The sequence below is a fragment of the Aquibaculum sediminis genome, assembly GCF_040712085.1.
GTDB lineage: Bacteria > Pseudomonadota > Alphaproteobacteria > Kiloniellales > DSM-21159 > Aquibaculum > Aquibaculum sediminis.
The window spans coordinates 139014-163959 of sequence record NZ_JBFCVK010000006.1 but is presented as its reverse complement, the minus strand read 5'-3'; the positions used below and the strand labels follow the sequence as shown (position 1 = coordinate 163959).

The following is a 24946-nucleotide window of genomic DNA, read 5'->3' as shown; positions in this document are numbered from 1 at the left end:
TGTCTCGTGCTTCCGCCATTTGGCCGAAGCCGGCCGAAGTCCGATTGGAGCCATTGCATGCAGCTAACGACCACCAGCAACGATAACCTGCCGCTGCGGGTCGGTGCTTTCGAGACGCTCGTGGAAGGCCTCGATTACGCCGCGCGCGGCGCCACCGGCTTCAACTTCTTCTCCGAGCGCGGCAAGCCCAGCCTGTCCCTGACCTATCGCGAGATCCGCGAGCGGGCGCTGGATCTGGCGCTACGCTTTTCGGCTTCGCATCTGGGCCGCGGTGCCCGGGTGGCGATGATCGCCGAGACCCGGCCGGAATTCATGGTGGCTTTCTTCGCCTGCCAGTATGCCGGCCTGGTGCCTGTGCCCCTGCCGCTCAGCGTCAACCTAGGTGGTCGCGAGGCCTATGTAACTCGCCTCGCCGCGATGATGAAGCGCGCCCACGTGTCGGCTGCGATCACCTCCGATGATCTCTTCCCGATGCTGGACGAGGCGGCCGGGCAGGCCGGTGTGGACTGTGTCGGCACCTACGAGGAGTTTGCTGCGCTGTCTTACGCGGGCGGTGAGATCCGGCCGCTGGGCAAGGAGGATTCGGCCTACATCCAGTTCTCCTCGGGCAGCACCTCGCTGCCGCGCGGCGTGATGGTCACGCAGCGCTCGATCATGGCGAACGCGCGCGGCATCGGCCAGCATGGCTTGCAACTGCGTGCCGGGGACCGCGCCACCTCCTGGCTGCCGCTCTATCACGACATGGGCCTGGTGGGCTTCTGCCTGACCCCGGCGATGGCGCAGGTTTCCGTCGACTACCTCGCCACCACGACTTTCGCCCGGCGGCCGCTGCTGTGGCTGCAGACGCTTTCCGAGCGGGGCGGCACCATCACCTTCGCGCCGACCTTCGGCTACGAGCTTTGCCTGCGCCGCGCCTCGAAGGTGGAGCCGGGCCAGTTCGACCTGTCGCGCTGGCGCGTTGCCGGCATCGGCGGCGAGATGGTGCGGGCCTCCGTGCTCGAAGCCTTCTCCGAGCGCTTTGCCGACTGCGGCTTTGACGGCAAGGCGTTCCTGCCGAGCTACGGTCTCGCAGAGTCCACGCTGGCCATCAGTTTCAGCCGTCTGGGCGAAGGCGTGAAGACCGACACGGTTGATCTTGAGGCCGCAGCCAAGCGCGATCTCGCCCTGCCTCTGCGCCATGACGGCACGTCGCAGCGCGCGCGCACCTTCGTGCGCTGCGGCACCCCTCTGCCTGAGCATCGTGTGGAGATCCGCGACTCCCAGGGGCGGGTCCTGCCCGAGCGCCGGATCGGCCGCGTCTATGTCACTGGGCCCAGCCTGATGGAAGGCTATTTTCGTGATCCCGCAGCCACCGAGAAGGCCATGCCCGAGGCCGGTTGGCTGGACACCGGTGATCTCGGCTACATGGCCGAGGGCGAGCTGGTCATCACCGGGCGGAGCAAGGATCTCATCATCATCGGCGGTCGCAACATCTGGCCGCAGGACCTGGAATGGGCGGTCGAAGCGCTCGACCGGGTCCGCGCCGGCGACGTGGCGGCCTTCGGTGTTTCGGATGGGGACGAGGGCGAAAGAGTGGTCCTGGTGGTGGAATGCCGCCTGAGGGACGCCAGCGAGCGCATGCTGCTGCGTCGCGAGATTGCGGCTGTCGTGCAGCGCAGCGCCGGCGTTGCCTGCGATGTGGTGCTGACGCGTCCGAACTCGCTGACCTTCACCTCCTCGGGCAAGTTGAGTCGGGCTGCTGCCAAGGCCGACTATATCTCCGGCAGCATCAGCGATCTCGATGGTGATGCAGAGCAGGAAGCGGCCTATGCCCTGGCCGTCGGGGCGGAGTAGGCAGGGACGCTGCCTCTGCCAGATTGGCTTCTACGCAAGCGGATGTGAAAGCCGGCTGACCCAGTGACTTCCGTTTCAGACTCGGCGCCCGCCGTGATCGCCGTGACCGGGGCCAGCGGCTTTGTCGGGCGGGCCACGGTTGCGCGTCTGGCGGCCCGCGGGCTGCGGCCCCGCATCCTGTTGCGCCGCCCGGATCCAGTTCTGGAAGCCATGGTGGCCGGGGTGGTGCGCGGCGATCTCACCGACAGCAGCGCCCTGGAACGCCTGGTCGCAGGCGCGGACGTGGTGGTGCACATCGGCGGGCTGGTTTCCGCTGTGCGGTCGGCCGATTTTCATCGGATCAACTGCGTGGCGACGGAACGCCTGGCCGGGGCGGCCGCGGCTGCGGGTGTCCGGCGCTTCCTTCTGGTTTCCTCGCTTGCAGCCCGCCAGCCCGAGCTCTCTCCCTACGCCGCGAGCAAGAACGCCGCGGAAAAGGCGCTGGTGCGTGCGGCACCAGGCCTGCGTTGTGCCATCGTCAGGCCGCCCGGAGTCTACGGCCCCGGAGACCGCGCCACTCTGCCGATCTTTCGCCAGCTGGCCGGCGGCCTGGTGGTCATGCCCGGCAGCGCGCACGCGCGCTTTTCCCTGATCTACGTCGAAGACCTGGCGCGCGCGCTGGTCTCCCTGGTCGAGCATCCCGACGCTGCAGCCTGGGACGGTGAGCCTCTGCCCCTGGATGATGGGGCTGAAGGGGGGTATGCCTGGAGTGAACTGGCCGCGCTTGCCGGTCGGGCGCTGGGGCGTCGGGTGCGCGTGCTGCAATTGCCGCCGGCACTCCTGGCACCGCTGGCCTGGGGAAGCGCGGGCGTGAGCCGGCTTACGGGCAGGCCTGCGATGATCTCGCCGGGCAAGCTGCGTGAGTTGGCTTGGCTGGACTGGGTGGCCAAAGCGCAACCGCAACGCCTGCCGCCAGACGGCCGACCGCGCGTTCCTTTTACCGAGGGCTTTACCCTGACCCTCCAATGGTATGAAAAGCAGGGGTGGCTTTCTGCGAGCCGCGCCCTTCACAATGAGGCAGGATGATGAGCGATACCGAGCAGTCGGTCTACGATACGGTCTGTGAGCTGCTGCAGCGCTACAACCGCGACGGACGGGAGCTGCGTCCCGAGACCGATCTCAATGCCGAACTCAACATTGATTCGGTCGCGGCCATGGACCTGATCATGGAGATCGAGGACAAGTTCGACATCGACATCCCGATCAACCTGGTGGGCGACCTTCGCACCGTGAAGGATCTCGTCGCCACGGTTCGCAGCCAGCAGGAAGGCGCCTGATGGACATTCTCGCCAAGTACGATGGCCTCGCCGAGCGGCGGGATCTCATGCTCCAGGCCGGGGCCAATCCGTTCGGGCTGCGCATGGAGAAGATTCTCTCGCCGACGGAAGCGCTGGTGAATGGGCGGCGCACGCTGCTGGTGGGAACCAACAACTACCTCGGCCTGACCTTCGATCCCGACTGCATCGCGGCCGGCGTGAAGGCGCTGCAGGAGCAGGGGACCGGCACCACCGGTTCGCGCATCGCCAACGGCAGCTATGCCCTGCACGAAGCCCTGGAGGAGGCGATCGCGCGCTTCCTCAAGCGCAAGTCGGCCATCGTCTGGCCCACGGGCTATCAGGCCAACCTTGGCATGATTGCCGGACTGGCCGGGCCGGGCGACACCATCCTGCTCGATGCCGACTCCCACTCCTCGATCTATGACGGCTGCCGCCTGTCCGGCGCGACGCTGGTGCGCTTCCGGCACAACGATCCGGCCGATCTCGACAAGCGCCTGGCCCGGCTGCGCCGCCAGGGTGCAGCAGAGAACGGGGCGCTGCTGGTGATCGTCGAGGGCATCTATTCCATGCTCGGCGACATTGCCCCGCTGCCTGAGTTCGTCGAGGTCAAGGAGCGGCATGGCGCCTTCCTCCTGGTGGACGAGGCCCATTCGCTAGGCGTGATGGGCGACTGCGGCCGTGGCGTTGCCGAGGCGCAAGGGATCGAAGCGGGCGTGGACTTCCTGGCCGGCACCTTCTCCAAGTCCCTCGGCGGCATTGGCGGTTTTGGTGTTTCGGATCACCCGCACTTCGAGCGGCTGCGCTACTGCAGCCGGCCGTACATGTTCACGGCCTCAGCGTCACCGGCCAGCATCGCCACGGTGATCGCGGCCATTGAGCGGATCGAGCAGGAGCCCGAGCTGATAAGGCAGCTCTGGCGCAATGCCGAGGCGCTGCACAGCGGCCTCGCCACCGCGGGCTTCGATATCGCCGCACCGGTCAGCCCGGTCGTGGCCGTCAAGCTGTCCGACGAGCGCCTGGCAGTGGCCTTTTGGAACGCGCTGCTGCAGGCCGGGATCTATGTGAATCTGGCGGTGCCGCCAGGAACGCCCAACAACAGCTGCTTGATGCGCTGCTCCGTCTCCGCGGCGCACACGCCCGAGCAGATCGAGGGTGTGGTGCGCACCTTCGTCGAGGTGCGCGAAGCGCTGGGCGCGGCCGCACCGGCAAGTTGATCCAGGGGACCTGAAGCGAGCAATGCAGGGCGACGGGAAGCAGCACGCGGCGGCATGCCACTGCGGGGCCGTGCAGTTCCAGGTGCGGCTGAGCGACGGCTTCGAGACGGTCCGCCGCTGCTCCTGCTCCTATTGCCGAATGCGCGGCGCCATCGCGGCCTCCGCGCGTTTGGAGGATATCACCTTTCTGCAGGGCGAAGAAAAGCTCACGCTCTACACCTTCAACACGGGCAATGCGAAACACTATTTCTGCAGCGTCTGCGGCATCTACACCCACCATCAGCGCCGCTCGAACCCGCGCGAGTTCGGCGTCAATGTCGCCTGCATCGAGGGCGTCAGTCCCTTTGATTTCCCTGAAGTGCTGGTGATGGATGGGGTCCAGCACCCTTCCGACACCGGCGCTGCGCCCCGGGTGGCCGGCACCCTCCGCTTCACGCCCGAAGAATGATCAATCACAACTGGGAAGTGAGACCTGTGCCTGCGGATAATAGGCAAGAATAGTTCCTTGTAGAGTGCAAACGGATTGGAAATAGTTCGCCCACCGCTCTCCGAGGTGTGAGTTCTCTAAAGGCGCATAAGTAAAATAATTCCGTCGGGGATGTAGAAGCCGTTAACCATGTTATCACTGACAAAGACACTGCTCTTTCCGTCGACCCTAAACATTCTGCTAAGCGGCTTGATCGCAGGGTGAGTGTCGAGAACCATTTCTGTATCGCTGGCATCGATACCATGGAGCGCTTCTCTATGCTTTGTTACTATCTCAGACACGCGACGGTAGAATTCATTTTTGTCCGTGAACCGCTCCGGAGGCACCACCCATAAGCGCCACGTGTCGGTGTCTGTATTGTGAACCCACATAGCAGCTCTGGGCCTGAAGCCACCATCTTCAAGGTACTCAATGATATCGTGGCCAGCCTTTACCAGAATTTCTTGATCCATAAGAACACTCCTTCATTTGGATCCGCGATTGCCTGGATAATCGCTTGCGCTGAGTACCTATCTATCGATTCATATCGCTTTTCAGGCCTCCATTCGGACACTATAGCCCAGTTGGCACCGAAAATCGGACTTTTGTCTTGATACTCCCTTAGTTCATTGCTTAATCCGGCCACCCCGACGAGCTTCTTGAACTCATGCCTGTATGTCGCATCGATGAAAGATTTGTCAGGGATCGTGTCAGCGCTGATCTGCCTTGCTATACATGCCTTTAGGCCTATTTCGACAGCATAGCCAGCTAAGTAGTATGCATTAGAGTAGCGACTACTATTTAATAAGAGTGTCGCATCCTCAAGCTTCGCTTGAGCGACCCTCTGGCAATCAGTCCGCTTCAATCCAAATGCCATGTTCTAGTTCCTATGGCGTTTAAGTGCGTTAAAGATAATAACAAGAAACGCAGCACGCAACAAATGAATACGTTTACTGTTGAATCATCCTAAATATAACTGATGCCTAAAATAGGACACCATACGTGATCTACCTAAATTTCTAATGGCGTCTCGTTTCTGGTCCTAATTGAGGGGCGCGATGCCCGCTGGAAACTATGGAACCCAAATAAGGTAGGGTGGAGGGTAGAATCAAAGTGCTGGAGATGCAACCTGTGTGAGAGTTGCGGCTTTTCCCTGGATGCAACAACGGAAGGGAAGTTCCTGTACGTTCTGCTCATAATCGGTTCAGCGAAAGCCGCCCCTGCGATAGAGGCGCCAGGCCAGGAAGGGCGCGGACAACAGGGGATGGCGCTGTTCCCAGGGCTTTGGAACCACGCGCACGCCCGAGTGGCGCTCGATCTTCCAGAGCAGGTAGCTCTGGCCGCCGGCGAAGGTGAAGGCGGCTTTCGTCAGGCGTGCCACCGACAGCAGCTTGCCCCAGGCCCGGCGCAGGGCCCAGCGCCGCCGGGCGCGCCGCTCAGCCTGGCTGGACGGTGCCGGCAGCTGGGGCAATAGGCCTGCGCCGAGACCCTCGTATCGTTCGGCGTAGCGCGCGACCAGTTCTGCGGCCCGGCCGGGCTGTTCGGCCCTCAGTTCCGTGCGATAGGTCTCCGCGAAGGCCCGCTCGAACAGCGCAGCAGGGGTGGTCCGTTCCGGCAGCAGCGGGCGCGTCTGGGTGCCCAGTGTGGCCACGGCCTGCGCCAGGAGCGCCGCCACCCTTTGCCGCACCGCGGGGCCACCGGACCAGAGGAGCCCGGTGGGCTGGGCGAAGCGGGCCCAGAAGTAAGGGTGGAAGCTGCGCTGGGTGACCAGCCACTCCAGCGCGTCGAGGGTCACGAGCGCGTACTTGGCACGCACGGTGCGGCCTTCGAATGTCACCTCCTGGTAATAGACGTTGGGCGGCAGCACCCGGTTGCCCAGCGCTGACAACGGGTTGCGGTGCGCCTGCCGGTAGCCTTCCACCAACAGGTAAAGATCCACCAGGCCTCCCTCGTCACTCCCGCTGCGCAGGCAACTGCCGTAGAAGAGGATGGCAAGTGTTCCGGGGTGGCGCGCGCGGGCGGCCTCGGCCACGGCCTGCACTGCGGCAGAGGCGGGCGCATCGACCTCGCCTTCGACGATCGCCTGGAGGGGGGACAGGTCCATCGGCTGCCTCAGAAGCGCAGGAAGGACAGGCTGTCGTCGGCAGTGATCCGCAGGGGGCGTGCCGGATCGGGCTGATAGAACTGGCCGTCCAGGGTGAAGGGCTCGCGCAGTTGCAGCTCGATGCTGCGCGCTCCGCGGCTGCGATAGCCCTCCGGCATCCGGCGCGTGCGCCCGCCGTAGAGGACACGGGGCGCGTTCCACAAGAGGCGCCGGGGTGGATGGGCGATGGCCGTGTAGCGCAGGGGGCTGCCGTCCTGATTCCAGAACGGACGCGAGCCGATCACGAGGCGGTCAAGCGTGGTGACCAGGATCAGAAGTTCATGCCGTTGGCTGGGCGGGGCGCCGTCGAGAGCGGTGGCGATGGTCTCGCCGGGCACTGCATCGCGGCTGGTGCCCAGGGCCCAGCCGAACAGCAGGCCGGCGATGGTGAGACCCGCTGCCCAGTCGGCTTCGATCCCGAGTGCATGCACCCGGTCCCGGCAGATCTCGATGGCCTGATGGATGCCGGCAGCACCGAAGAACATGCCGCGCTGGGGTGGGGCGTCGGCCATGCCTTCCAGGCGCAGGATTGGTCGGTGGCGCAGGTGGGAGTTGGCCTCGCCGCTGTGCGCCAGGGTGGTCAGCCGCCGCAGAATGCCACCCGGGCGCCCGCGCAGGCCAACGTCTGCCGCCGTCATGTTGGTCATGCCGCGCGGCAGCAGGGCCAGCAGGGGCGGCTGGTCGCCGTAGGGCCGCTCCTCCAGCAGGCTGGTCATCACCGCCTGCACCGTGCCGTCCCCTCCGGCCACGACCAGAACGCTGACCTCGCGGCGGGCGAAATCGCGCAGGACATGCGGGATCTCCGCCACATCCTCCAGGCGGTGATGCAGCAGCTCCGGCAAGGCATCGGCCGCGGCCTGCAGGCGCGGCATGCCGCGCTTGTTCTGCTGGCTGAGAGGGTTGCTGACGAGGCCCACTTTGAGCACAGGCGCTGCTTTCTCAGTTACGTCGGGACAGGGTGATCGGCGCCGTGGCTTCCGGCTTCAGCAACAGGTGCGCCACCAGACAGGCGAGCAGGATGGGCGGAGCCCAGGCGGCCAGGAGCGGCGGCAGGAAGCCGACTTCGCCCAAGGCCACTGACATGCCGTCAAGAATGAAGAAGGCAAAGCCGAAGGCCAGTCCGCTCAGCGTCAGGCGCGTGACCTCGCCAGTGCGCCGCCAGCCCTGGCCGAGGGCAAAGGCGAGGCAGAGCACCAGCGGCGCGCCGAAGAACTGGGCCAGACGCGCGTTCACCCAGGTGGCGTAGAGTTCGCGCGGGCGCTGGCCATAGCCGTCGCTTTGCAGCAAGTCCCAGAGATCGACCAGCGCCAGTTCGCGCGGGGGTCGCTCTACAAGGCGGAGCTGCGCGACCTCCACGTGGCCGTCCCAGGCGAGTTCGGGGATCTGTGTCGTGCGGTACGGGTCGGTTTCGTGCCGGACCACGTCGCGCAGCAGCCAGCCGTCCTGGGTCTTGACGGCGATGGCCGCATCGAGCCTGTCCAGCAGTGTGCCATCCTCACTGCGACGGAAGAGAGTGACCTGATCGAGCTGGTCGTCCTGCAGGTTCTGGGCGGCGATGCGCACGATGTCGCTGCCGCTGCGCAGCCAGATGAACTCCCGGTCGCCGCTCAGCAGCCCACCGCTGCGGAACTCGCCCACACCCCAATCGCGCAGGCTGTCGGTCGTGTGCGGCACCACCTGGTCGTTGAGCAGGAACTGCAGCAGGCCCAGCGAAAGCAGAACCGGGAGGAGGCCGGTGAGCAGGCGGAACTGCGACAAGCCGCTGCCCCAGGCGGCCACCAGTTCCCGCTGGCGCAGCAGTTCCGCCACCGTAAGGAGCGCGGCGATCAGGGTCGCGATCGGCAGGAGCTGCGCCATGAGCGAGGGCAGGCGCAACAGGGTGTAGCGGGACATCGTCGCGCTGGTCCATTCGTCGCCGCTGAAGGCCTCGGTCATCTCGAAGGCCACCACCGCCAGGGAGACACCGAACAGCACCAGCAGAAAGCGCAGGATGAACAGGCGGGCGAAGTAGCGATGCAGCGTGGTCATCCGGTCGCGGCTCCCTCGCCGCTGTCCGGCCGTCGGCGTCTGCGCCGGCGCAGCAGTCCCGAACCCGGCACCCGGAAGGAGGCGCGCAGGAAGAGCGTGAAGGACAGCAAGGCAAAGCCGGCCACCGGCAGCCAGATACCAACGACCGGTTCAATGTTGCCGCGCCGCACTTCGCGCAGACCGGACTGCAGGAGTTCGTTGAACAGCAGCAAGACCACCACGCCGATCAAGACGCCGTAGTTGCGCGCGCTGCGTCTGCGCCCCATGGCCAGCGGAATCGCGAGGAAGGGCAGAATGGGAATCGAGACGATACGCGCCAGGCGCATGTTGAATTCGCCGATCAGGCGCTCGCGGTCGATGCCGACGTCCGGGTCGTCCCGCCGGTTCCAGAGCTCGGCGAGTGTCAGTTCGCGCTCATCCATGCCGCGGGCGCGAAAGGCTGTGAAGGCGCCATCGCCGATGGTCGTGCGCAGTTCGTCGAAGCGCAGCACACCCTCGGAGGCTTCCGGGCTGTCGCGGTTTTCGGCGGGATTCAAGCGCGTTGTAAGCTGCACGCCATCAAAAAGGCGAACCACCGGCGGGTGATTGCTGCCGGTTTCCACCAGAACGCCGTCCTGGGCGGTGATGGCCAGTGCCTGGTCCTCATCGGTTTCGCGATAAACGAAGACCCGCTCGTAGCGCTCCTTGTCGCGCGAGGCGCCTTCCACCATGAAGGTGAAGCCGTCGGCGGAGACGAAAACGCCGGGCTGCAGCAGCGCCTGGAGCGACACGTTGGTGACGGCATAGACCACAGCGCGATAGGCGTAGCGGCTGTGGGGCTGCAGTGAATTGAAGATCACGAAGGCGAGCATGGCCAGCAGCAGCGTTGCCGCCAGGGCAGGGCGCAGCAGTTGATGCAGTCCCGTGCCCGTAGCCAGCATCACATCCAGTTCGCTGTCGCGCGACAGCTTGCGGAACGCGAAGTATATGGCCAGGAACAGTGCCATGGGCAGTGCGAGGCCGAGGTAGTGCGGGACGAGATAGGCCAGCAGCTCCACGACCACGCGCACGGGCCCCTTGGCGCCGAGCACGAAGTCCAGCACCCGCAGCATGCGCTCGACCAGCAGCACCATCAGGGCGATCAGCAGCGTGAGCCCCAGAGGCGGCAGCAGGAGTTTGATCACATAGCGGTTGAAGATGGGCATTGCGTCCCGCTTTCCGTCCCGGAGCACTGGCCCCGTCCGGCGCGACTGTCCTAGCGCAGCCGGCCCGGCAAGGCCAGTGTGCGGCTGTCGCGCTCCAGGAAGCGGCCGCCTTCAGGGTCATAGCCCCGCCGGCGCAGTTCCAGGCTGCCGTCCTCGGCGAAACCGAGGAGATGATAACCCGCCGCCGGTCGGCCATGCCAGGCGAGCGCGCTGCCCGAGGCCACGCCAAGCACCGGGAACGGGCCATTGGGTCCCGCGAGCTCATCCTGCAGAAAGCGATGGTCGTGGCCGTGCAGCAGCAGGCTGCAGCCCCGCTGCGCCAGAATGTCCCGTAGCGCACCGGCATCGCTCAGGGCCTTGCGGCGGCTGTTGCGGCCGGCGACGGGGCTGTGATGAATGAGGATGATTACCTGGACCGCTTCCTGATTCAGCTCCGCCAGCATCCGGTCCAACCGCTCGAGTTGCGCCTGGCCGAGGCGGCCGCTGGCCAAGGTCGGCGCCGTGGGCACGGCGGTGGAAAGACCGATCAGGGCCAGGGGGCCGCGGCGGGTGAGGGAGGGGAAGGGGTTGGCGAAGGCGAGTGACCCTCGGCCCGCCGGCGTGCCGGGCAGATAGGCCTGCCAGTGGCCCCAGGACTGCTCCCAGGATTGGCGCACAAGATGGTCGTGATTTCCGGGAACCAGCGTCAGCCGCTCGGGCATCGCGAGGCGTTCGAGCAGGCGGGCAGCCGCCTTGAACTCGGCCGGCAGGGAGAGGTTCACCAGGTCGCCCGTGAGCGCGATGTGATTGGGTGCCTGCTCCTGCAGGTCCTCCAGCAGCGCCTCCAGCACCTCGGGCCGATGGACCGCCTTGCGCTTGCTGTGCCAGGACAACCAGCTCAGCAGGCGCTTGCCCAGCAGCTCCTGCGGTCGGGCGCGGGGCAGGGGCGGCAGGTGCAGATCGGAGATGTGGGCGAGAAGGAAGGTCAAGCGCGGGGATCCAGGTGGTGGCGGTGGCCTGGCGCGAAGCCAGGAAGCTGCAGTCTAGGCTTCGGCATTACGGCTTGCCAGGATGTGCTCAGCCAGGGCCAGATCCTCCGGCTTGTCCACATCCACCGCTGCCCAGGCTTCCGGGAGGATTACGGCACGCGCCTGGGCGCCGGCGACGCGGGACAGGCGGCCCATAGCCTGCTCCAGCGTCAGTCGGCGCAGCAGATAGGCGAGCAGCGTGCCTGGACCGACGCGCCGCGCGATGCGCCAGGGGCGCTTGCGGTCCTGCTCCACCGATTGCCAGAAGGCAATGGCGGCGGCCGCAGCCGCGCGCTTGAGGGCAAAGAGGTTCGCGCCACTGTAGGACTCCTCGCGAAAGCGCAGGAAGGTGCGGCGACTCTCCGGGAATGCCGCCCGGATCGCGCTGGCCGGCACCAGGGCGGCATCGATGTCGCTCTCCTGCGCCAGCGAACGGGCGCAGAATGCATCGATCAGTTCGGGCGTGAGCAGGGCGTGGTCGGCAGTGGTCACCAGGGTGGGGCAGGGATGTCCCAACTGTGCCCAACCCGCGGCGACGCTGCCCGAGGGGCCGGCTTCGGTGGGCAGCATGACGATCCGACCGGACTCCAGCGCAGGTCTCAAGCCATCCAACCCGGAGAGCAGGCTGGGCGTCGGTGCCGCCACGGCGATCCGGCCGATGCTGCGGGCCGCCAGCAGCGCGTCCAGCACCCGCTCCACCATGGGCCGACCCGCGACCGGCGCCAGGGCCTTCCAGCGCTGTCCGCTGTGCCGCGCCACGGGATCGTCCGGACCGCGCTGGCCGGCGAGCACGAACGCGGTGACGGTGCCCGGCGGTGGTGCGGCAGCGCTCACGACAGTTCCTTCTGGTATATCCGATAGGTCTTGTAGGCCTGGGGAGCCAGCCGCTCGATCAGGCGGCGGATCGGTCGGTTGTTCTCCAGCACCCAGGAGAGCTCCGCGCCCGTCACGCGCCCCCGGGCCCGGTGGTACTCATAGGCCCGCTCGATGACGCCGAGCGCAAGCGCCGCGCCCAGGACGCCGCCCTGGTAGCGCTTGCGCACGCCCATCAAGGGCATGCGGCCGGTGGTGGTGCCGCGCACCTTGATGCGCCAGAGCAGCTTCGCCAGGCCGAAGGGCAGGAGCCGGCCGTTCAGGTCGGCAATGGCCTCGTTGACGTTCGGCAGCGTGACGGCAAAGGCTGCCGGCTCGCCCTCCACCTCGCCGATGGTGACCCACTCGGGTTTGATGAGCGGGCGCAGGCTCTTGGCCAGGTGCCGCACCTCGCCCTCGGTCATGGGCACGAAACCCCAGTTGTCCCGCCAGGCATCATTGAAGATGTCGACGATCAGCCGGAGTTCTTCGGTGTAGCGGGAGAAATCCATCGGCCGGAAGGTGACGCGGCTGTCTCCGATCCCAGAGGCGATCAGGCGCTTGAGGGAGTCCGGGAAGGGCTGCGTCATGTCGACCCAATAGGCCATAAGGTCGCGCGCCTTGCTGTAGCCCTGTTCCTCCACCCGCGGGCCGTACCAGGGACGGGCGTGGCCCATCATCATCGACGGCGGGCGATCAAAGCCGTCGACGAGCAGTCCGCTTTCATCATTGATCGAGAGGCTGAAGGGGCCGAAGGCACGGCGCAGGCCCTTGCTGCGCAGCCAGTCCTCCGCCGCACTGAAGAGGGCAGAGAAGGCCTCGGGGTGGTCGATCGCCTCCAGGAAGCCGAAAGTCCCGGCCTCGTCGCGGTGCTGTTCCAGGCGGAGCCGGTCTACCTGCGCACTGATACGCCCGACGGGCTCGCCGTCGGACCAGGCGATCCAGAGCCTGGCCTCGGCGTGCTCGAACCAGGGATTGTGTTTCGGACTGAGATGCTGGCGACGCTCCAGGAGCAGCGGCGGCACCCACTGCGGATCCTCGGCGTAGATCCGCCAGGGAACCCGCAGAAAGGTCTCGAGATCCCCGGCAGTCTCGACGCTCGTGACCTGGATGCCGGCCATTCCCGGACGGCGTCAGCGGCTGCGGGCCGGCCGCAGGGCCCCCGTTTGCTGATGCGCAGCATCGGAAAGCGCTTCGACCCAGGGATAGTTCTCGGCCTTCTCAGCCGTATAGCCAAGATTGAACACGGTATCGCTGCGCGGCACATCGCGCGGGTGGCCGTAGTAGGTGTTCAGCAGGCGGTCCCAGAGGAAATTGGTGATGCCGAAGTTGCCCTTCTCGCTGTGGAAGTGGTGGGCAAGGTGCAGCCGCTTCATCTGCTTCAGCCAATTCCACTTCGGCTTGAAGGGCAGGTGCTGGATGCAGTGACAGAATTCGTAGAAGCAGGTGGTCAGCAGCCCGGCGGCCGCGGCCGCAGCGGCCCCGGCAGGTCCGGCGATGACCCAACCCAGCGGCAGCGTGACGAGGAGGATCGTCGGCAGCGTGGTGTAGAGCGCACCGAAGAGCACCGAGAGATCGTGCGGATCCTGGTGGTGATCATAGTGGATGCGCTTCCAGACCTTGGCAGTCCAGGGCAAGCGATAGAGCCACTGACCGTGCAGGACCCAGCGGTGCAGCCCATACCAGACGGCCGGATAGAGCGGCAGAACGATGCCTGCGGCAAGGGCGGGACCGACCCAACCCTCGGCCCAGGACAGGGTCAGCGCAACGGCTCCCGCCGCCAGCAGGAGGTAGACCAGGATCGCATAGTAGGTGAAGTAGGCGATCACCAGATCGCGCAAGGTCATCTTGTCGAGAAAGTACTTGCGCCCGGACCAGGGGCCGATAGCTGGGCTCACGGATCTGCCTCATTGAACTGTATCAGGGTGGCATCACGCCGCGACGGCGCATCCCATGACGCGGCAGGCTGGAAGCTAGTGAGCCCGCCGCAAAGGGACAAGGCGCACCGGCGACCGGAAAGTCCGCCGGCGTTGCACGCTCTTGCCTGGCGCCGGCGGGGGCCATAGCTTTCGCGAGTTTGCGGGATGCGAGCCTGTAACAAGGATTGACGGGCTGAAAGGACGGAAGGCGTGGCAGGAGAGCTCTTCGGCAAGAAGGCACAGCGATTGGCCGCGCGCCTCGCCCCGCTGCGACTCCTGCTGCAAAGCCTGGAAGCGCTGGTTCTCCTGCTGTTTCTGGCGCTCGCGGCGCTGCTGCCGCCGAAGCGCGCGTCGTCCTTCGGGGCGGCGCTGGCCGGATGGATCGGGCCGCGCTTGGCCAAGCATCGCCATGTAAATCGCAACCTGGCCTTCGCTCTGCCGGAGGGAACGTCGGGCGAGAGAGAGGCAGCCGCGCGAGGAAGCTGGCGCACGCTGGGCGCCGTGCTTGCGGAAATGCCGCACCTGGGCCGGCTCGCCGATTTAGAGCGCCGCCCGCCGGCCGTGGAACTCTGTACGGCCGAAGGGGCGGAGGATATCCCGGACCGCCTGGCTGAGGGCGAGGCCTTCGTGTTCGTCACTGCTCACCTGGGAAACTGGGAGCTGCTGCCCCGCCTGCTGGTGCAGCTGGGCGGCAAGGCAGCCGTGATCTACACGCCCCAGGGCAATCCGCTGACCGATTCCCTGCTGCAGTGGCTGCGCCGCAGCCCGGGCATCGCCTTCGTCGGCAAGCAGGGGGGCGTGCGTGCCTTGCTGCAGGCAATGCGCCGGGGGGAGAGCTTGGGCCTGCTGGTGGACCTGCGCAGCGACGAGGGTGAGGCAATTCCGTTCTTCGACGTGCCCGCCATGACCAGCACGGCGCCGGCCCGACTTGCTCTCATGGCCAAGGCGGAATTGATCCCGGTCCGAGTCGAGCGGCTGGCGCCAGCGCGCTTTCGCGTCACCGTGGACAGGCCCATTCAGCCCCGCGATCCCGCAGCTTCGGCACAGGTGCGCGCTCGAGAGATGACGGAACAGATCAACGCGCGTTTCGCTGCCTGGATTCGCCTGCGCCCCGCCGATTGGCTCTGCACCAAGCGGCGTTTTCCCAAGGACATCCCGCTGCCAGAGGCGCCCGATAGAGGCGCTTGACCCGCGGGAACGCGCGGAGTACATGGTGCGCCACTGAACGAGCAGGTGCGCTCGATCCTTGTGGTGGCTGTAGCTCAGTTGGTTAGAGCGCCAGGTTGTGGTCCTGGAGGCCGTGGGTTCAAATCCCATCAGCCACCCCATTCTCCCAAAAATCCAATTTCTAGTGAGCGTTCTCACCAAGCGGTGTGGGCGGCGTTGGTCCCTGACTGCCGAACAGGCGGCTGTCCCAGGAGACGGGTCGGTGCAGGCTGGCGGTGATCGCGTGAAACTCCGGATGAGCCGGATTGATCAGCACATTGTTGTCGAGCCTCGCGACCACGCTCGGCACGATGAGGATCGAACTGCGACGCTCTTTGCACCATGCCTCGCCGAATTCCTTGCTGACCGTGGCGGGCATGCTGTCCCAGCCCGGCAACGACGGGGGTGAGAAGACCTCGTACGAGAGGCCGCGCGGAATCGTGATCTCGATGTAGTGCTGGTTTGGCGGCAGTCTCCCGCTGCCGTAAACCAGCTTTTCAAGCAGCGCGGTCGAGTAGTGCTCGGAACTGTAGATGACCGGACAGCCGGGTGTGTTCCACCGGCCCGGTGCCAGCGTTGAGCCCGTTGCATCGAAAATCGGATAGGTGCTAATCGGACCCCCGATCCGATAGCAGGTCAGGGTCCGGTCGAGAACCTGCGTCTTCACGCAGCGCTGCCGTACTTCAGCCCACGCAGGATGTCGGACACCATTTCCGCGCCGAACTCACTTTGGATGACCACGTCGATCGGCCGCTCGTTCTCCAGCATGGCATGGGGACGGAACAGGAAATCCCGTGCTTCCGCCTGAGTCCCCCACACATCCACGGCCTGGCCCCATACGCGGGCGACACGCGTTAGCCGCGTCCCCTCCTCGGCAGAAAGGACCTTCTTGCCCTTGCGGCGCTCATAGGTTGCGCGCGGCACCAAGCGATACTTGAACTGGGTGTCTCCCGGGGCGACCATTGCGGCAACGCGGTCAAGCGCGGCGAGCGGCAGCCCATCTTCAATCCGGGCCATGAGCGCCATTGGAGAGTCTGGCACGAGTTTGTCAGGCAAGCCGAGTACATCCGCTACACGCGCCATCGTCAGCATAGGTGCCTCCTTCTCAAGTGAGAAGGAATATAGTCTCATTTGAGACGGGCGGCAAGACGGCGCGCCCCGGCGTTTGGCGCTTCGGCCTTTGGCAATCGCGCCGCGAAGCCATCCCTTCCCACCACCGACTCAAGGCACTAGGCTGCCTTCGAGGCGTTGTGCCCAAGGCAGAAGCATGCCGGCTCAAGAAATGGGGGAGGACATGGCAAAGCGGGCGCGCAAGCAGGGCAATGAACTGGTGGAGACGGCGCTGGAAGCGGTGCTGAGCCGCGGCGCTGCTGATAACTGCCCAGCCCTGGAGGTCTTCGCGCGCGCCTTCCTGGCCGATGCGCCGCCCGAGGATGTCCGGCATGAGACGCCTGAGACCCTGGCCGGCATGGCGTTGGATCTCTTCCGCTTCGCCCGCCAGCGCGACGAAGCGAGCCAGGCCAAGATCAAGGTCTATGATCCCACCCCGGAGCAGGAAGGCTGGAGCAGCGCGCACAGCGCGGTTGCCATCGTCAACAACGACATGCCCTTCCTGGTGGACTCGGTCTCCGCCGAACTGAATCGGCTTGGGGCCGAGGTCTTCCTGGTGGTGCATCCCATCCTGCTGGTGCGCCGTGACGCGGAGGGCCGGCTGGACGCCCTGGCCGAAGCGACCGATCCGGACGCGGATGGCCGGCCGGAATCCCATATGCTGCTGCTGATCAGCGAGCAGCCGCGCGAGCGCCATGCCGAGATCGCCGCCGGCCTGGAAGCCGTACTCGCTGACGTGCGCAATGCCGTCGAGGACTGGCGCCTGATGCGCCAGCGCTGCCGTGAACTGCTGCGCGAACTCGAGCGCGATCCGCCGAGTCTGCCGCGCGAGGAGATCATCGAGGGCATCGACTTCCTGGAGTGGCTGGACGACGACCACTTCACCTACCTCGGCTATCGCGAGTATGCCTTCCGCGGCAAGGGCGCCGAGGCTGTGGCCGACATCGACGCCGAGAGCGGCCTGGGCATTCTGCGCGACCCGGACTACTCGATTTTTGCTGGCCTGCGCAGCCTGGGAAAGCTTCCTTCGGATGTGCGAGCCTGGGTCAAGTCGCCCCAGCTCGTGCGCATCACCAAGGCCAACCGCCGTGCCACGGTGCATAGGCCCGTCCCCATGGACACCATTGCGGTCAAGCGCTTCGACCGGGCTGGTCGCGTGATCGGCGAGCGCGTGTTCGTCGGCCTCTTCACCTCCACGGCCTACAGCCGCAGCCCGCGGCAAATCCCGCTGCTGCGGCGCAAGGTGGATGACACCATCGCCGCTGCCGGCTTTGTGCCCGGCAGTCACAACGGCAAGGCGCTGCTGCACATCCTGGAGACCTACCCGCGTGACGAGTTGTTCCAGATTGATGCGGTGGAGCTGCACCAGATCGCCGAGGGCATCCTGCATCTGCAGGAACGTCAGCGCACCGCGCTGTTCGTGCGGCGGGACCCCTTCGAGCGCTTCGTGTCCGCCATGATCTTCGTGCCGCGCGACCGCTTTGACACCAACCTGCGCTTGAAGCTCCAGGCCAAGGTGGCTGAAGCCTATGCCGGGCGTGTGGAAAGCTTCGGCACCCAGATCGGTGAGTCGCCGCTGGCGCGCCTGCACCTCATCGTCCGCACGGAACGAGGCCGGGTGCCCAAGGTCGATGTGGAGGCCCTGGAGGGCGAACTGGCCGAAGTGGCGCGCTCATGGGTCGACCTGCTGGAGCAGGGCCTGGTGCGTGTACATGGTGAAGAGCAGGGATTGCGCCGCTTCGCCCACTGGCAGCGGGCCTTTCCGGCCAGCTACCAGGAGGACTTCCAGGAAAGCGATGCCGTCGCCGATATCGCCAAGATCGAACGCCTTATCGAAGGCAGCGAACTGGAGGTGGACCTCTATCGGCCGCAGGCCGCACCGCATACCGTACTGCGCTTCAAGGTCTATATCCGCGGCCGCCAGCTCGCGCTTTCGGACATGCTGCCGATGCTGGAGAACATGGGGCTGCGCGTGCTGGGGGAGGTACCCTATGCGGTGCGGCCAGGCGACGGCGAGGAAGAGTTCTGGATCCACGACTTCGATCTTGAGCGCCCCGCCGGAGAGGCCGATCTCGAAGCAGTGCGCGATGCCTTCCATGAGGTTTTCTCGCACGTCTGGTTCGACCGGATGGAGAACGACGGCTTCAACCGTCTGGTGCTGGCGGCCGGCCTGCGGGCGCGGGAGATCCAGATCCTGCGCGCTTACTGCAAATTCCTGCGCCAGGCCCAGATCCCCTTCAGTCAGGCCTATATGGAATCGACGCTGGCGGCCAATCCCGATCTGACCCGCAAGCTGGCGGAACTCTTCATGCAGCGCTTCGACCCGCAGCGGCAGGAGGAGGGCGGTGGCGCGGCGGCGCAGGGACGACTGGTCGATGCGATCGAGGCCGGCCTGGAGGACGTGGCCAACCTGGACGAGGACCGCATTATCCGGCGCTACCTCAACCTGGTTCTCTCCACCCTGCGCACCAACTACTTCCAGCAGGCGGAGGATGGCAGCGCGAAGCCGACCATTGCCTTCAAGCTGGATGCCGGGGCGGTCGAGGAACTGCCGGCGCCGCGGCCCTATCGGGAGGTTTTTGTCTACTCCCCTCGGGTGGAGGGCGTCCACCTGCGTTTCGGTTCGGTGGCCCGTGGTGGCCTGCGATGGTCTGACCGCAAGGAAGATTTCCGCACCGAGGTGCTTGGCCTGGTCAAGGCGCAGCAGGTGAAGAATGCCGTCATCGTGCCCGTGGGCGCCAAGGGCGGTTTCGTCGCCAAGCGTCTGCCGCCGCCCGAAGCCGGCCGCGATGCCTGGATGGCGGAAGGGATCGAGGCCTACAAGGCCTTCATCCGTGCCTTGCTGGATGTGACGGACAACCTCGACGGCGACCGCGTGGTGCCGCCCGAGCGGGTCGTGCGCTACGACGATGACGATCCCTACATGGTTGTGGCGGCCGACAAGGGCACGGCCACCTTCTCGGACATCGCAAACGGGGTGGCGGTCGACTATGGCTTCTGGCTCGACGATGCCTTCGCCTCGGGCGGCTCGGCCGGCTACGACCACAAGGACATGGGCATCACCGCGCGCGGTGCCTGGGAGTCGGTCAAACGGCATTTCCGCGAACTCGGACGCGATATCCAGTCGGAGGATTTCACTGTCGTCGGCTGTGGCGACATGTCGGGTGACGTCTTCGGCAACGGCATGCTGCTGTCCCGGCACATCAAGCTGGTTGGGGCCTTCAATCATCTGCACATCTTCGTCGACCCCGATCCCGATCCGGCCGCCTCCTGGGAAGAACGCAAGCGGCTCTTCGAGCTGCCGCGCAGTGCCTGGACGGACTACGAGGCCAAGCTGATCTCCAAGGGCGGCGGCGTTTTTGACCGCAAGGCCAAGTCAGTCCCGGTGTCCCAGGAAATGCGGCGCTGCTTCGGCCTGGAGGCAGACAGCGTAACGCCGAACCAGCTGATCAGCGCGATGCTGAAGGCCGAAGTCGACCTGCTCTGGTTCGGCGGAATCGGGACCTATGTGAAGGCACGCGACGAAAGCCATCCGGAGGTGGGCGACCGCGCGAACGACTCTATCCGGGTGAATGGCAGCGAGCTGCGGACCCGCGTCATCGGCGAGGGGGCCAACCTCGGCATGACCCAGCGCGGTCGTATCGAGTACGCGCTGGCCGGCGGGCGGCTCAACACCGATGCCATCGACAACTCGGCCGGCGTCGACTGCTCCGACCACGAGGTGAACATCAAGGTGCTGCTGGGCGCGGCCGCCAAGCGCGGCCGGCTGGCGCGCAAGCGCCGGGATGCCTTGCTGGAGCGGATGACCGACGAGGTAGCGGCACTGGTGCTGCGCGACAACTACCTGCAGAGCCAAACCATCTCGGTGACCAATATGCTGGGCACCCGTCTGCTGGACCGATTGGGCCGCTTCATGCGGGCACTGGAGCGCGCGGGCCAGCTCAATCGCGCGCTGGAGTTCCTGCCGGACGAGGAGACCCTGGCCGAGCGTGTCGGCAATGGCGTCGGACTGACCCGGCCCGAGATCGCCGTGCTGCTCGCCTATGCCAAGCTAGATCTCTATCAGCAGCTTCTCGCCTCCGACATGCCGGACGATCCCTGGCTGGAGCGCGATCTCTTCGCCTACTTCCCGGAGCCCCTGCAACAGGATTTCGCTTCGGACATCCGCCGCCATCGCCTGCGCCGTGAGCTGGTGGCCACCCAGGTGAGCAACGAACTGGTCAACCGCCTGGGCATCACGTTCATCCATGAGGCGCGGGAGAAGACCGGTCTGCCGTCATCGGCCGTGGCGCGGGCCTTTGTGGCGACCCGCGATCTGCTGAACCTGCCGGCGCTTTGGCACGATATCGAGGCCCTGGACAACCGGGTGCCGGCGCGCGCGCAGATTGCCATGCTGCTGACTTGCGGCCGGGCGACCGAGCACCTGACCTCCTGGTTGTTGCGCTCACCTTTCCAGGTGGCCGATATCCAGAGTTGCGTGGAGCGCTATGCCGCCGGTCTGACGCGCCTGAGCGAATCGCTGCCGGGCTTGCTGGCGGATCATCGACGGCATCTGCTGGAGAGTGAAGCAGCGGGCTTCAGCGAGCAGGGTGTTCCCGAACCGCTGGCCACGCGGGTTGCCATGGTGGCCCAGGTTGCCACGGCGGCCGACGTGGTCCGCCTGGCGAACGAGTGCGGCCGGGAACTGGATGTGGTGGCAGCGGCCTACTTCCGGGTGGGGACGCGCTTCGGCTTCGACTGGCTGCGCGAAGCCGCGGCGCAGCTGCCGCGAGACCTGGCCTGGAACCGCCTGGCGATCACGGCGCTGATCGACGACCTCTACGAGTCCCAGGCCCGGATCTCGGCGGCCGTTCTTGCCAGGACGGGCGATTACGAGGACAGGATGGCCGAATGGCTGGAGCCGCGTGCGCTGGTGGCAGCGCGCAGCGATCAGTTGATCGGCGAACTCCAGGCCATGGCCGCGCCGAACCTGGCAATGCTCACCGTCGCCAACCGCCAGCTCAAGACGCTGACGGAGTCGAGCTGAGAGTCCCCACGGGAGGCCCCGAAGCGCAACCGAATTTCAGGAAATGAAAAGGCGGCATCCCGGTTGGGGGGATGCCGCCTAAACGTGCACGCCGCTCTGTGACCAGACAGCCCTATCAGGTCTTCCGCTCGACCATCAGCTTCTTGATCTCGGCGATGGCCTTGGCCGGGTTGAGGCCCTTGGGGCAGGTCTTGGTGCAGTTCATGATGGTGTGGCAGCGGTAGAGCCGGAAGGGGTCTTCCAGCTGGTCCAGGCGCTCGCCGGTGAATTCGTCGCGGGTGTCCGCGATCCAGCGATAGGCCTGCAGCAGCACGGCGGGACCCAAGTAGCGGTCGCCGTTCCACCAGTAGCTGGGACACGCGGTGGTGCAGCAGAAGCAGAGGATGCACTCCCACAGGCCGTCCAGCTGGGCGCGTTCTTCCGGGCTCTGCAGGCGCTCGCGCTCCGGTGCCGGAGTCGTGGTCTTCAGCCAGGGCTCGATGGAGGCAAGCTGGGCATAGGCCTGGTTCAGGTCGGGCACCAGATCCTTGACCACGGGCTGGTGCGGCAGGGGGTAGACCTTCACCTCGCCTTCCACATCGTCCATGTTCTTCGTGCAGGCCAGCGTGTTGGTCCCGTCGATGTTCATGGCGCAGGAGCCGCAGACACCCTCGCGGCAGGAGCGGCGGAATGTCAGCGTCGGATCGATCTCGTTCTTGATCTTGATCAGCGCGTCCAGAACCATCGGTCCGCAGTCGTCGAGATCGATCTGATAGCTATCGACGCGGGGCGTTGCGCCGGAATCGGGGTCCCAACGATAGATCTTGTAGGTCTTGGTCCGCTTGGCCCCGGAGGGGGCGGGCCAGGACTTTCCGTCGGTGATCTTCGAATTGGCGGGCAGCGTTAAAGCGACCATCGGACTTCGCGCCTTTCCTGGGTCTCGCTAATCAGTAGGAGCGTACCTGCGGGGGGAACGCCTGAACCTCGTTGGTTAGGGGTTGCAGCATGACCGCACGCGACCCCAGCGTCACCGAGCCGGCATCGTCGACCCAGGCGACCGAGTGTTTCATCCAGTTGTCGTCGTCGCGATTGGGAAAGTCCTCGCGTGCATGGGCGCCGCGGCTTTCCTCGCGTGCGGCGGCCGCTTCCAGGGTGGCCGCGGCCTGGTAGCTGAGATTGTCGTACTCCAGGGTTTCCACCAGATCGGAGTTCCAGATCATCGAGCGGTCACTGACCGAGAGGTCGGCCTTCATGGCCCAGACTTCGGCCAGCTTGCGCTTGCCTTCGGCCAGGCTCTCGCCGGTGCGGAAGACCGCGGCGTGGCTCTGCATCACCCGCTGCATGGCCAGGCGCTGGCGGGCCGTCGGCGTGTCGCCCTTGGCGTGGCGCAAGCGGTCCAGACGCTCCAGCGCACGCTCATCGGCATTGTCCGGCAGCGCACGGTGGCTTTCGCCGAGTTTGAGGGTTTCGGCGCAGCGCTTGCCGGCCGCACGGCCGAAGACGACCAGATCGAGCAGAGAGTTCGAGCCAAGGCGGTTGGCGCCGTGCACCGAGACGCAGGCGGCCTCACCGGCGGCCAGCAATCCCGGCACCACCGCATCCTTCTTGCCGTCCATCACGGTCAGCACCTCGCCGTGCACATTGGTGGGGATGCCGCCCATGTTGTAGTGGCAGGTGGGGATGACGGGGATCGGCTCCTTGGTCACGTCCACACCGGCAAAAATGCGCGCGGTTTCGGAGATGCCCGGCAGCCGCTCGTGCAGGATCTTCGGGTCGAGGTGCTCGAGATGCAGGTGGATGTGGTCCTTCTCGGGACCCACACCGCGGCCCTCGTTGATCTCGATGGTCATGGAGCGGCTGACCACGTCGCGGCTGGCCAGGTCCTTGGCGTTGGGCGCATAGCGCTCCATGAAGCGCTCGCCCTCGGAATTGGTGAGATAGCCGCCTTCGCCGCGCGAGCCCTCGGTGATCAGGCAGCCGGCACCGTAGATGCCGGTGGGGTGGAACTGCACGAACTCCATGTCCTGCAGCGGCAGGCCAGCGCGGGCCACCATGCCGCCGCCGTCGCCGGTGCAAGTGTGGGCCGAGGTGCAGGAGAAGTAGGCCCGGCCGTAGCCGCCGGTGGCCAGGATGGTTTTGTGGGCGCGGAAGCGGTGGATGGTGCCGTCGTCCAGATTCCAGGCGACGACGCCCCGGCACTCGCCATCCTCCATCATCAGATCGAGGGCGAAGTACTCGATGAAGAACTCGGCGTTGTTGCGCAGGGACTGCTGATAGAGCGTGTGCAGCATGGCGTGACCGGTGCGGTCGGCGGCCGCGCAGGTGCGCTGGGCCGTGCCCTTGCCGAACTCCGTCGTCATGCCGCCGAAGGGGCGCTGATAGATCTTGCCGTCCTGGGTACGGCTGAAGGGCACCCCGAAGTGCTCCAGCTCGATGATGGCGGGAATCGCCTCCTTGGTCATGTACTCGATGGCATCCTGGTCACCCAGCCAGTCGGAGCCCTTGACGGTGTCGTACATGTGCCAGCGCCAGTCGTCCTCGCCCATGTTCGCGAGCGCCGCGGAGATGCCGCCCTGGGCGGCCACGGTGTGGCTGCGCGTCGGGAAGACCTTGGAGATGCAGGCGGTCTTCAGGCCGGAGCGGGCCAGTTCGAGCGTGGCGCGCAGTCCGGCGCCGCCGGCGCCGACGACGACAACGTCATAAGTGTGGTCGATCTTGGTATAGGCTTCCGGCATGAGATCGTGCCTTCGTGTTATCGTGGGGCCGACGGGTGGGTCGGATGCAAAACGCTAGAACAGCAGCGACAGAACCGAGATGACGCCGACAGTGGTGAGCAGGAAACCCAGCCCCTGCACCAGCAGCAGCACCGCCATGCGGGCCACCCGGTCATGGATGTAGTCCTCGATGACCACCTGCAGGCCAAGCACGGCATGGTAGAAGGTGGCGATGATCAGAAGGATCAGCAATGCGGCCGTGACCGGGTTGCTCACCCAGTCGACCATGCTGCGGTGATCCGCGCCCAGCATGCCGATCACTGAAATGACGAACCACAACAGCAGGGGCACGAGGGCCAGCGCGGTCACGCGCTGCAACCACCAGTGATGGGTGCCGTCCTTGGCGGAGCCGAGGTGACGGACGCGGGCGAGGGGCGTTCTGAGGCTCATGGGGTCGCTCCTCACATCACGATCAGGCCGATGACCCAGGCCAGCACCGTCAGCGTGCCGGTGCCGATCAGCACGGCCCAGCCGGAGGTATAGGCCTGAGGCAGTTCGAAGCCGTATCCGGCATCCCAGAAGAGGTGCCGAATGCCATTGCAGAGGTGGTAGAAGAGCGCCACCGACCAGCCGAACAGCAGCAGCACGCCCAGCCAGGAGCCCATGAAGCTCTGCGCCCCGTGGAAGGCATCCGGTCCGGCGGCGGCCGCGGCCAGCCAGTAGACCAGGAGCAGGGTGCCGACAGCCAGCGCGATGCCGGTCAGGCGGTGCAGAATGGAGAGCGTCGAGGTGAGCTGCGGTCGATAGATTTGCAGGTGCGGCGATAGCGGCCGCCGATCAGCGGACATTGGCTCGATCCCCTCGTCTGTTCGGGCCTTTGGCTGCCCGGCCCTTGGTGCGTTGGTTTAGTGCGCTGCGGCATTCAAGTCAACGAAACGACCTTTTCCAA

23 protein-coding genes and 1 tRNA gene are annotated in these 24946 nt (G+C 65.9%); 8 read left to right on the top strand and 16 right to left on the bottom strand.

From position 1 onward, the window contains the following. Positions 1-57 precede the first annotated feature (57 nt). The 5 genes from ABZ720_RS11270 (at position 58) to ABZ720_RS11250 (ending at position 4811) form a co-directional block, all read left to right on the top strand. Complete coding sequence (locus tag ABZ720_RS11270; protein ID WP_366555625.1) at positions 58-1833, top strand: fatty acyl-AMP ligase; 1776 nt, start codon at positions 58-60, stop codon at positions 1831-1833. 63 nt (positions 1834-1896) lie between these two features. Next, the gene (locus tag ABZ720_RS11265) at positions 1897-2898 is read left to right on the top strand and encodes an NAD-dependent epimerase/dehydratase family protein (protein WP_366555624.1); all 1002 of its coding nucleotides are present in this window, start codon (positions 1897-1899) and stop codon (positions 2896-2898) included. Next, positions 2895-3149 carry an acyl carrier protein gene (locus ABZ720_RS11260; RefSeq protein ID WP_366555623.1) on the top strand — a complete coding sequence of 85 codons (255 nt, stop codon included), beginning with the start codon at positions 2895-2897 and terminating at the stop codon, positions 3147-3149. Before ABZ720_RS11265 ends, ABZ720_RS11260 begins: the two co-directional genes overlap by 4 nt. Next, positions 3149-4363 (top strand): serine palmitoyltransferase, encoded by a 1215-nt coding sequence (gene spt / locus ABZ720_RS11255; RefSeq protein ID WP_366555622.1) that lies wholly within the window; start codon positions 3149-3151, stop codon positions 4361-4363. Before ABZ720_RS11260 ends, spt begins: the two co-directional genes overlap by 1 nt. Before the next feature lie 22 nt (positions 4364-4385). Next, positions 4386-4811 (top strand): GFA family protein, encoded by a 426-nt coding sequence (locus ABZ720_RS11250; RefSeq protein WP_366555621.1) that lies wholly within the window; start codon positions 4386-4388, stop codon positions 4809-4811. A 116-nt stretch (positions 4812-4927) separates the two neighbouring features. On the opposite strand, the gene ABZ720_RS11245 is transcribed toward ABZ720_RS11250, so the two are convergent. From ABZ720_RS11245 to ABZ720_RS11200, 10 genes are all read right to left on the bottom strand, one after another. After that, positions 4928-5302 carry a hypothetical protein gene (locus ABZ720_RS11245; protein ID WP_366555620.1) on the bottom strand — a complete coding sequence of 125 codons (375 nt, stop codon included), beginning with the start codon at positions 5300-5302 and terminating at the stop codon, positions 4928-4930. Further along, a complete protein-coding gene (locus tag ABZ720_RS11240; RefSeq protein WP_366555619.1) occupies positions 5281-5706 on the bottom strand; it encodes a hypothetical protein in 426 nt (141 codons plus the stop codon). Before ABZ720_RS11240 ends, ABZ720_RS11245 begins: the two co-directional genes overlap by 22 nt. A gap of 327 nt (positions 5707-6033) precedes the next feature. Continuing rightward, positions 6034-6933, bottom strand: coding sequence for a hypothetical protein (locus ABZ720_RS11235; RefSeq protein WP_366555618.1), 900 nt, complete (start codon positions 6931-6933; stop codon positions 6034-6036). Positions 6934-6941: 8 nt separating this feature from the next. Continuing rightward, positions 6942-7898, bottom strand: a complete 957-nt coding sequence (locus ABZ720_RS11230) for a diacylglycerol kinase family protein (RefSeq protein ID WP_366555617.1) — start codon at positions 7896-7898, stop codon at positions 6942-6944. 13 nt (positions 7899-7911) lie between these two features. After that, positions 7912-9000 carry an LptF/LptG family permease gene (locus tag ABZ720_RS11225; RefSeq protein ID WP_366555616.1) on the bottom strand — a complete coding sequence of 363 codons (1089 nt, stop codon included), beginning with the start codon at positions 8998-9000 and terminating at the stop codon, positions 7912-7914. Continuing rightward, a complete protein-coding gene (locus ABZ720_RS11220; protein WP_366555615.1) occupies positions 8997-10184 on the bottom strand; it encodes an LptF/LptG family permease in 1188 nt (395 codons plus the stop codon). Before ABZ720_RS11220 ends, ABZ720_RS11225 begins: the two co-directional genes overlap by 4 nt. Positions 10185-10234: 50 nt before the next feature. Then, positions 10235-11152 carry a metallophosphoesterase family protein gene (locus tag ABZ720_RS11215; RefSeq protein WP_366555614.1) on the bottom strand — a complete coding sequence of 306 codons (918 nt, stop codon included), beginning with the start codon at positions 11150-11152 and terminating at the stop codon, positions 10235-10237. 54 nt (positions 11153-11206) lie between these two features. Further along, on the bottom strand, positions 11207-12025 hold the full coding sequence (locus tag ABZ720_RS11210; RefSeq protein WP_366555613.1) for an NTP transferase domain-containing protein: 819 nt from the start codon (positions 12023-12025) through the stop codon (positions 11207-11209). Continuing rightward, on the bottom strand, positions 12022-13164 hold the full coding sequence (locus tag ABZ720_RS11205; protein WP_366555612.1) for a GNAT family protein: 1143 nt from the start codon (positions 13162-13164) through the stop codon (positions 12022-12024). The genes ABZ720_RS11210 and ABZ720_RS11205 overlap by 4 nt, the downstream gene beginning before the upstream one ends. Positions 13165-13176: 12 nt before the next feature. Continuing rightward, entirely contained in the window at positions 13177-13941 is a 765-nt protein-coding gene (locus ABZ720_RS11200) for a sterol desaturase family protein (protein WP_366555611.1), read from the bottom strand. Positions 13942-14172: 231 nt separating this feature from the next. On the opposite strand from ABZ720_RS11200, the gene ABZ720_RS11195 reads away from it, so the two are divergent. Continuing rightward, positions 14173-15150 (top strand): lysophospholipid acyltransferase family protein, encoded by a 978-nt coding sequence (locus ABZ720_RS11195; RefSeq protein WP_366555610.1) that lies wholly within the window; start codon positions 14173-14175, stop codon positions 15148-15150. A gap of 63 nt (positions 15151-15213) precedes the next feature. Beyond that, a tRNA-His gene (locus ABZ720_RS11190) sits at positions 15214-15290 on the top strand. Positions 15291-15310: 20 nt separating this feature from the next. Here ABZ720_RS11190 and ABZ720_RS11185 read toward each other — a convergent pair. Then, complete coding sequence (locus ABZ720_RS11185) at positions 15311-15835, bottom strand: RES family NAD+ phosphorylase (RefSeq protein ID WP_366555609.1); 525 nt, start codon at positions 15833-15835, stop codon at positions 15311-15313. Further along, entirely contained in the window at positions 15832-16260 is a 429-nt protein-coding gene (locus ABZ720_RS11180; RefSeq protein WP_366555608.1) for an antitoxin Xre-like helix-turn-helix domain-containing protein, read from the bottom strand. Before ABZ720_RS11180 ends, ABZ720_RS11185 begins: the two co-directional genes overlap by 4 nt. A 175-nt stretch (positions 16261-16435) precedes the next feature. On the opposite strand from ABZ720_RS11180, the gene ABZ720_RS11175 reads away from it, so the two are divergent. After that, complete coding sequence (locus ABZ720_RS11175; protein WP_366555607.1) at positions 16436-21304, top strand: NAD-glutamate dehydrogenase; 4869 nt, start codon at positions 16436-16438, stop codon at positions 21302-21304. Positions 21305-21419: 115 nt separating this feature from the next. On the opposite strand, the gene ABZ720_RS11170 is transcribed toward ABZ720_RS11175, so the two are convergent. Genes ABZ720_RS11170 through sdhC form a run of 4 tightly spaced genes read right to left on the bottom strand, consistent with a single transcriptional unit; the run spans position 21420 to position 24845 of the window. Next, positions 21420-22199 (bottom strand): succinate dehydrogenase iron-sulfur subunit, encoded by a 780-nt coding sequence (locus tag ABZ720_RS11170; RefSeq protein ID WP_366555606.1) that lies wholly within the window; start codon positions 22197-22199, stop codon positions 21420-21422. A 31-nt stretch (positions 22200-22230) separates the two neighbouring features. Beyond that, positions 22231-24018: a succinate dehydrogenase flavoprotein subunit gene (gene sdhA / locus ABZ720_RS11165; protein WP_366555605.1), complete on the bottom strand. Its 1788-nt coding sequence runs from the start codon at positions 24016-24018 to the stop codon at positions 22231-22233. A 54-nt stretch (positions 24019-24072) separates the two neighbouring features. Further along, a complete protein-coding gene (sdhD, locus tag ABZ720_RS11160) occupies positions 24073-24447 on the bottom strand; it encodes a succinate dehydrogenase, hydrophobic membrane anchor protein (protein WP_366555604.1) in 375 nt (124 codons plus the stop codon). An 11-nt stretch (positions 24448-24458) separates the two neighbouring features. Next, complete coding sequence (gene sdhC / locus ABZ720_RS11155) at positions 24459-24845, bottom strand: succinate dehydrogenase, cytochrome b556 subunit (protein WP_366555603.1); 387 nt, start codon at positions 24843-24845, stop codon at positions 24459-24461. Positions 24846-24946: the final 101 nt, after the last annotated feature.

Bases quoted from the DNA above. Each gene is read 5' to 3' on its own strand.
- ABZ720_RS11270 (WP_366555625.1), top strand. From the start codon at position 58: ATGCAGCTAACGACCACCAGCAACGATAACCTGCCGCTGCGGGTCGGT.
- ABZ720_RS11260 (WP_366555623.1), top strand. From the start codon at position 2,895: ATGATGAGCGATACCGAGCAGTCGGTCTACGATACGGTCTGTGAGCTG.
- spt (WP_366555622.1), top strand. From the start codon at position 3,149: ATGGACATTCTCGCCAAGTACGATGGCCTCGCCGAGCGGCGGGATCTC.
- ABZ720_RS11250 (WP_366555621.1), top strand. From the start codon at position 4,386: ATGCAGGGCGACGGGAAGCAGCACGCGGCGGCATGCCACTGCGGGGCC.
- ABZ720_RS11245 (WP_366555620.1), bottom strand. From the start codon at position 5,302: ATGGATCAAGAAATTCTGGTAAAGGCTGGCCACGATATCATTGAGTAC.
- ABZ720_RS11240 (WP_366555619.1), bottom strand. From the start codon at position 5,706: ATGGCATTTGGATTGAAGCGGACTGATTGCCAGAGGGTCGCTCAAGCG.
- ABZ720_RS11235 (WP_366555618.1), bottom strand. From the start codon at position 6,933: ATGGACCTGTCCCCCCTCCAGGCGATCGTCGAAGGCGAGGTCGATGCG.
- ABZ720_RS11225 (WP_366555616.1), bottom strand. From the start codon at position 9,000: ATGACCACGCTGCATCGCTACTTCGCCCGCCTGTTCATCCTGCGCTTT.
- ABZ720_RS11220 (WP_366555615.1), bottom strand. From the start codon at position 10,184: ATGCCCATCTTCAACCGCTATGTGATCAAACTCCTGCTGCCGCCTCTG.
- ABZ720_RS11205 (WP_366555612.1), bottom strand. From the start codon at position 13,164: ATGGCCGGCATCCAGGTCACGAGCGTCGAGACTGCCGGGGATCTCGAG.
- ABZ720_RS11180 (WP_366555608.1), bottom strand. From the start codon at position 16,260: ATGCTGACGATGGCGCGTGTAGCGGATGTACTCGGCTTGCCTGACAAA.
- ABZ720_RS11175 (WP_366555607.1), top strand. From the start codon at position 16,436: ATGCCGGCTCAAGAAATGGGGGAGGACATGGCAAAGCGGGCGCGCAAG.
- ABZ720_RS11170 (WP_366555606.1), bottom strand. From the start codon at position 22,199: ATGGTCGCTTTAACGCTGCCCGCCAATTCGAAGATCACCGACGGAAAG.
- sdhA (WP_366555605.1), bottom strand. From the start codon at position 24,018: ATGCCGGAAGCCTATACCAAGATCGACCACACTTATGACGTTGTCGTC.
- sdhD (WP_366555604.1), bottom strand. From the start codon at position 24,447: ATGAGCCTCAGAACGCCCCTCGCCCGCGTCCGTCACCTCGGCTCCGCC.
- sdhC (WP_366555603.1), bottom strand. From the start codon at position 24,845: ATGTCCGCTGATCGGCGGCCGCTATCGCCGCACCTGCAAATCTATCGA.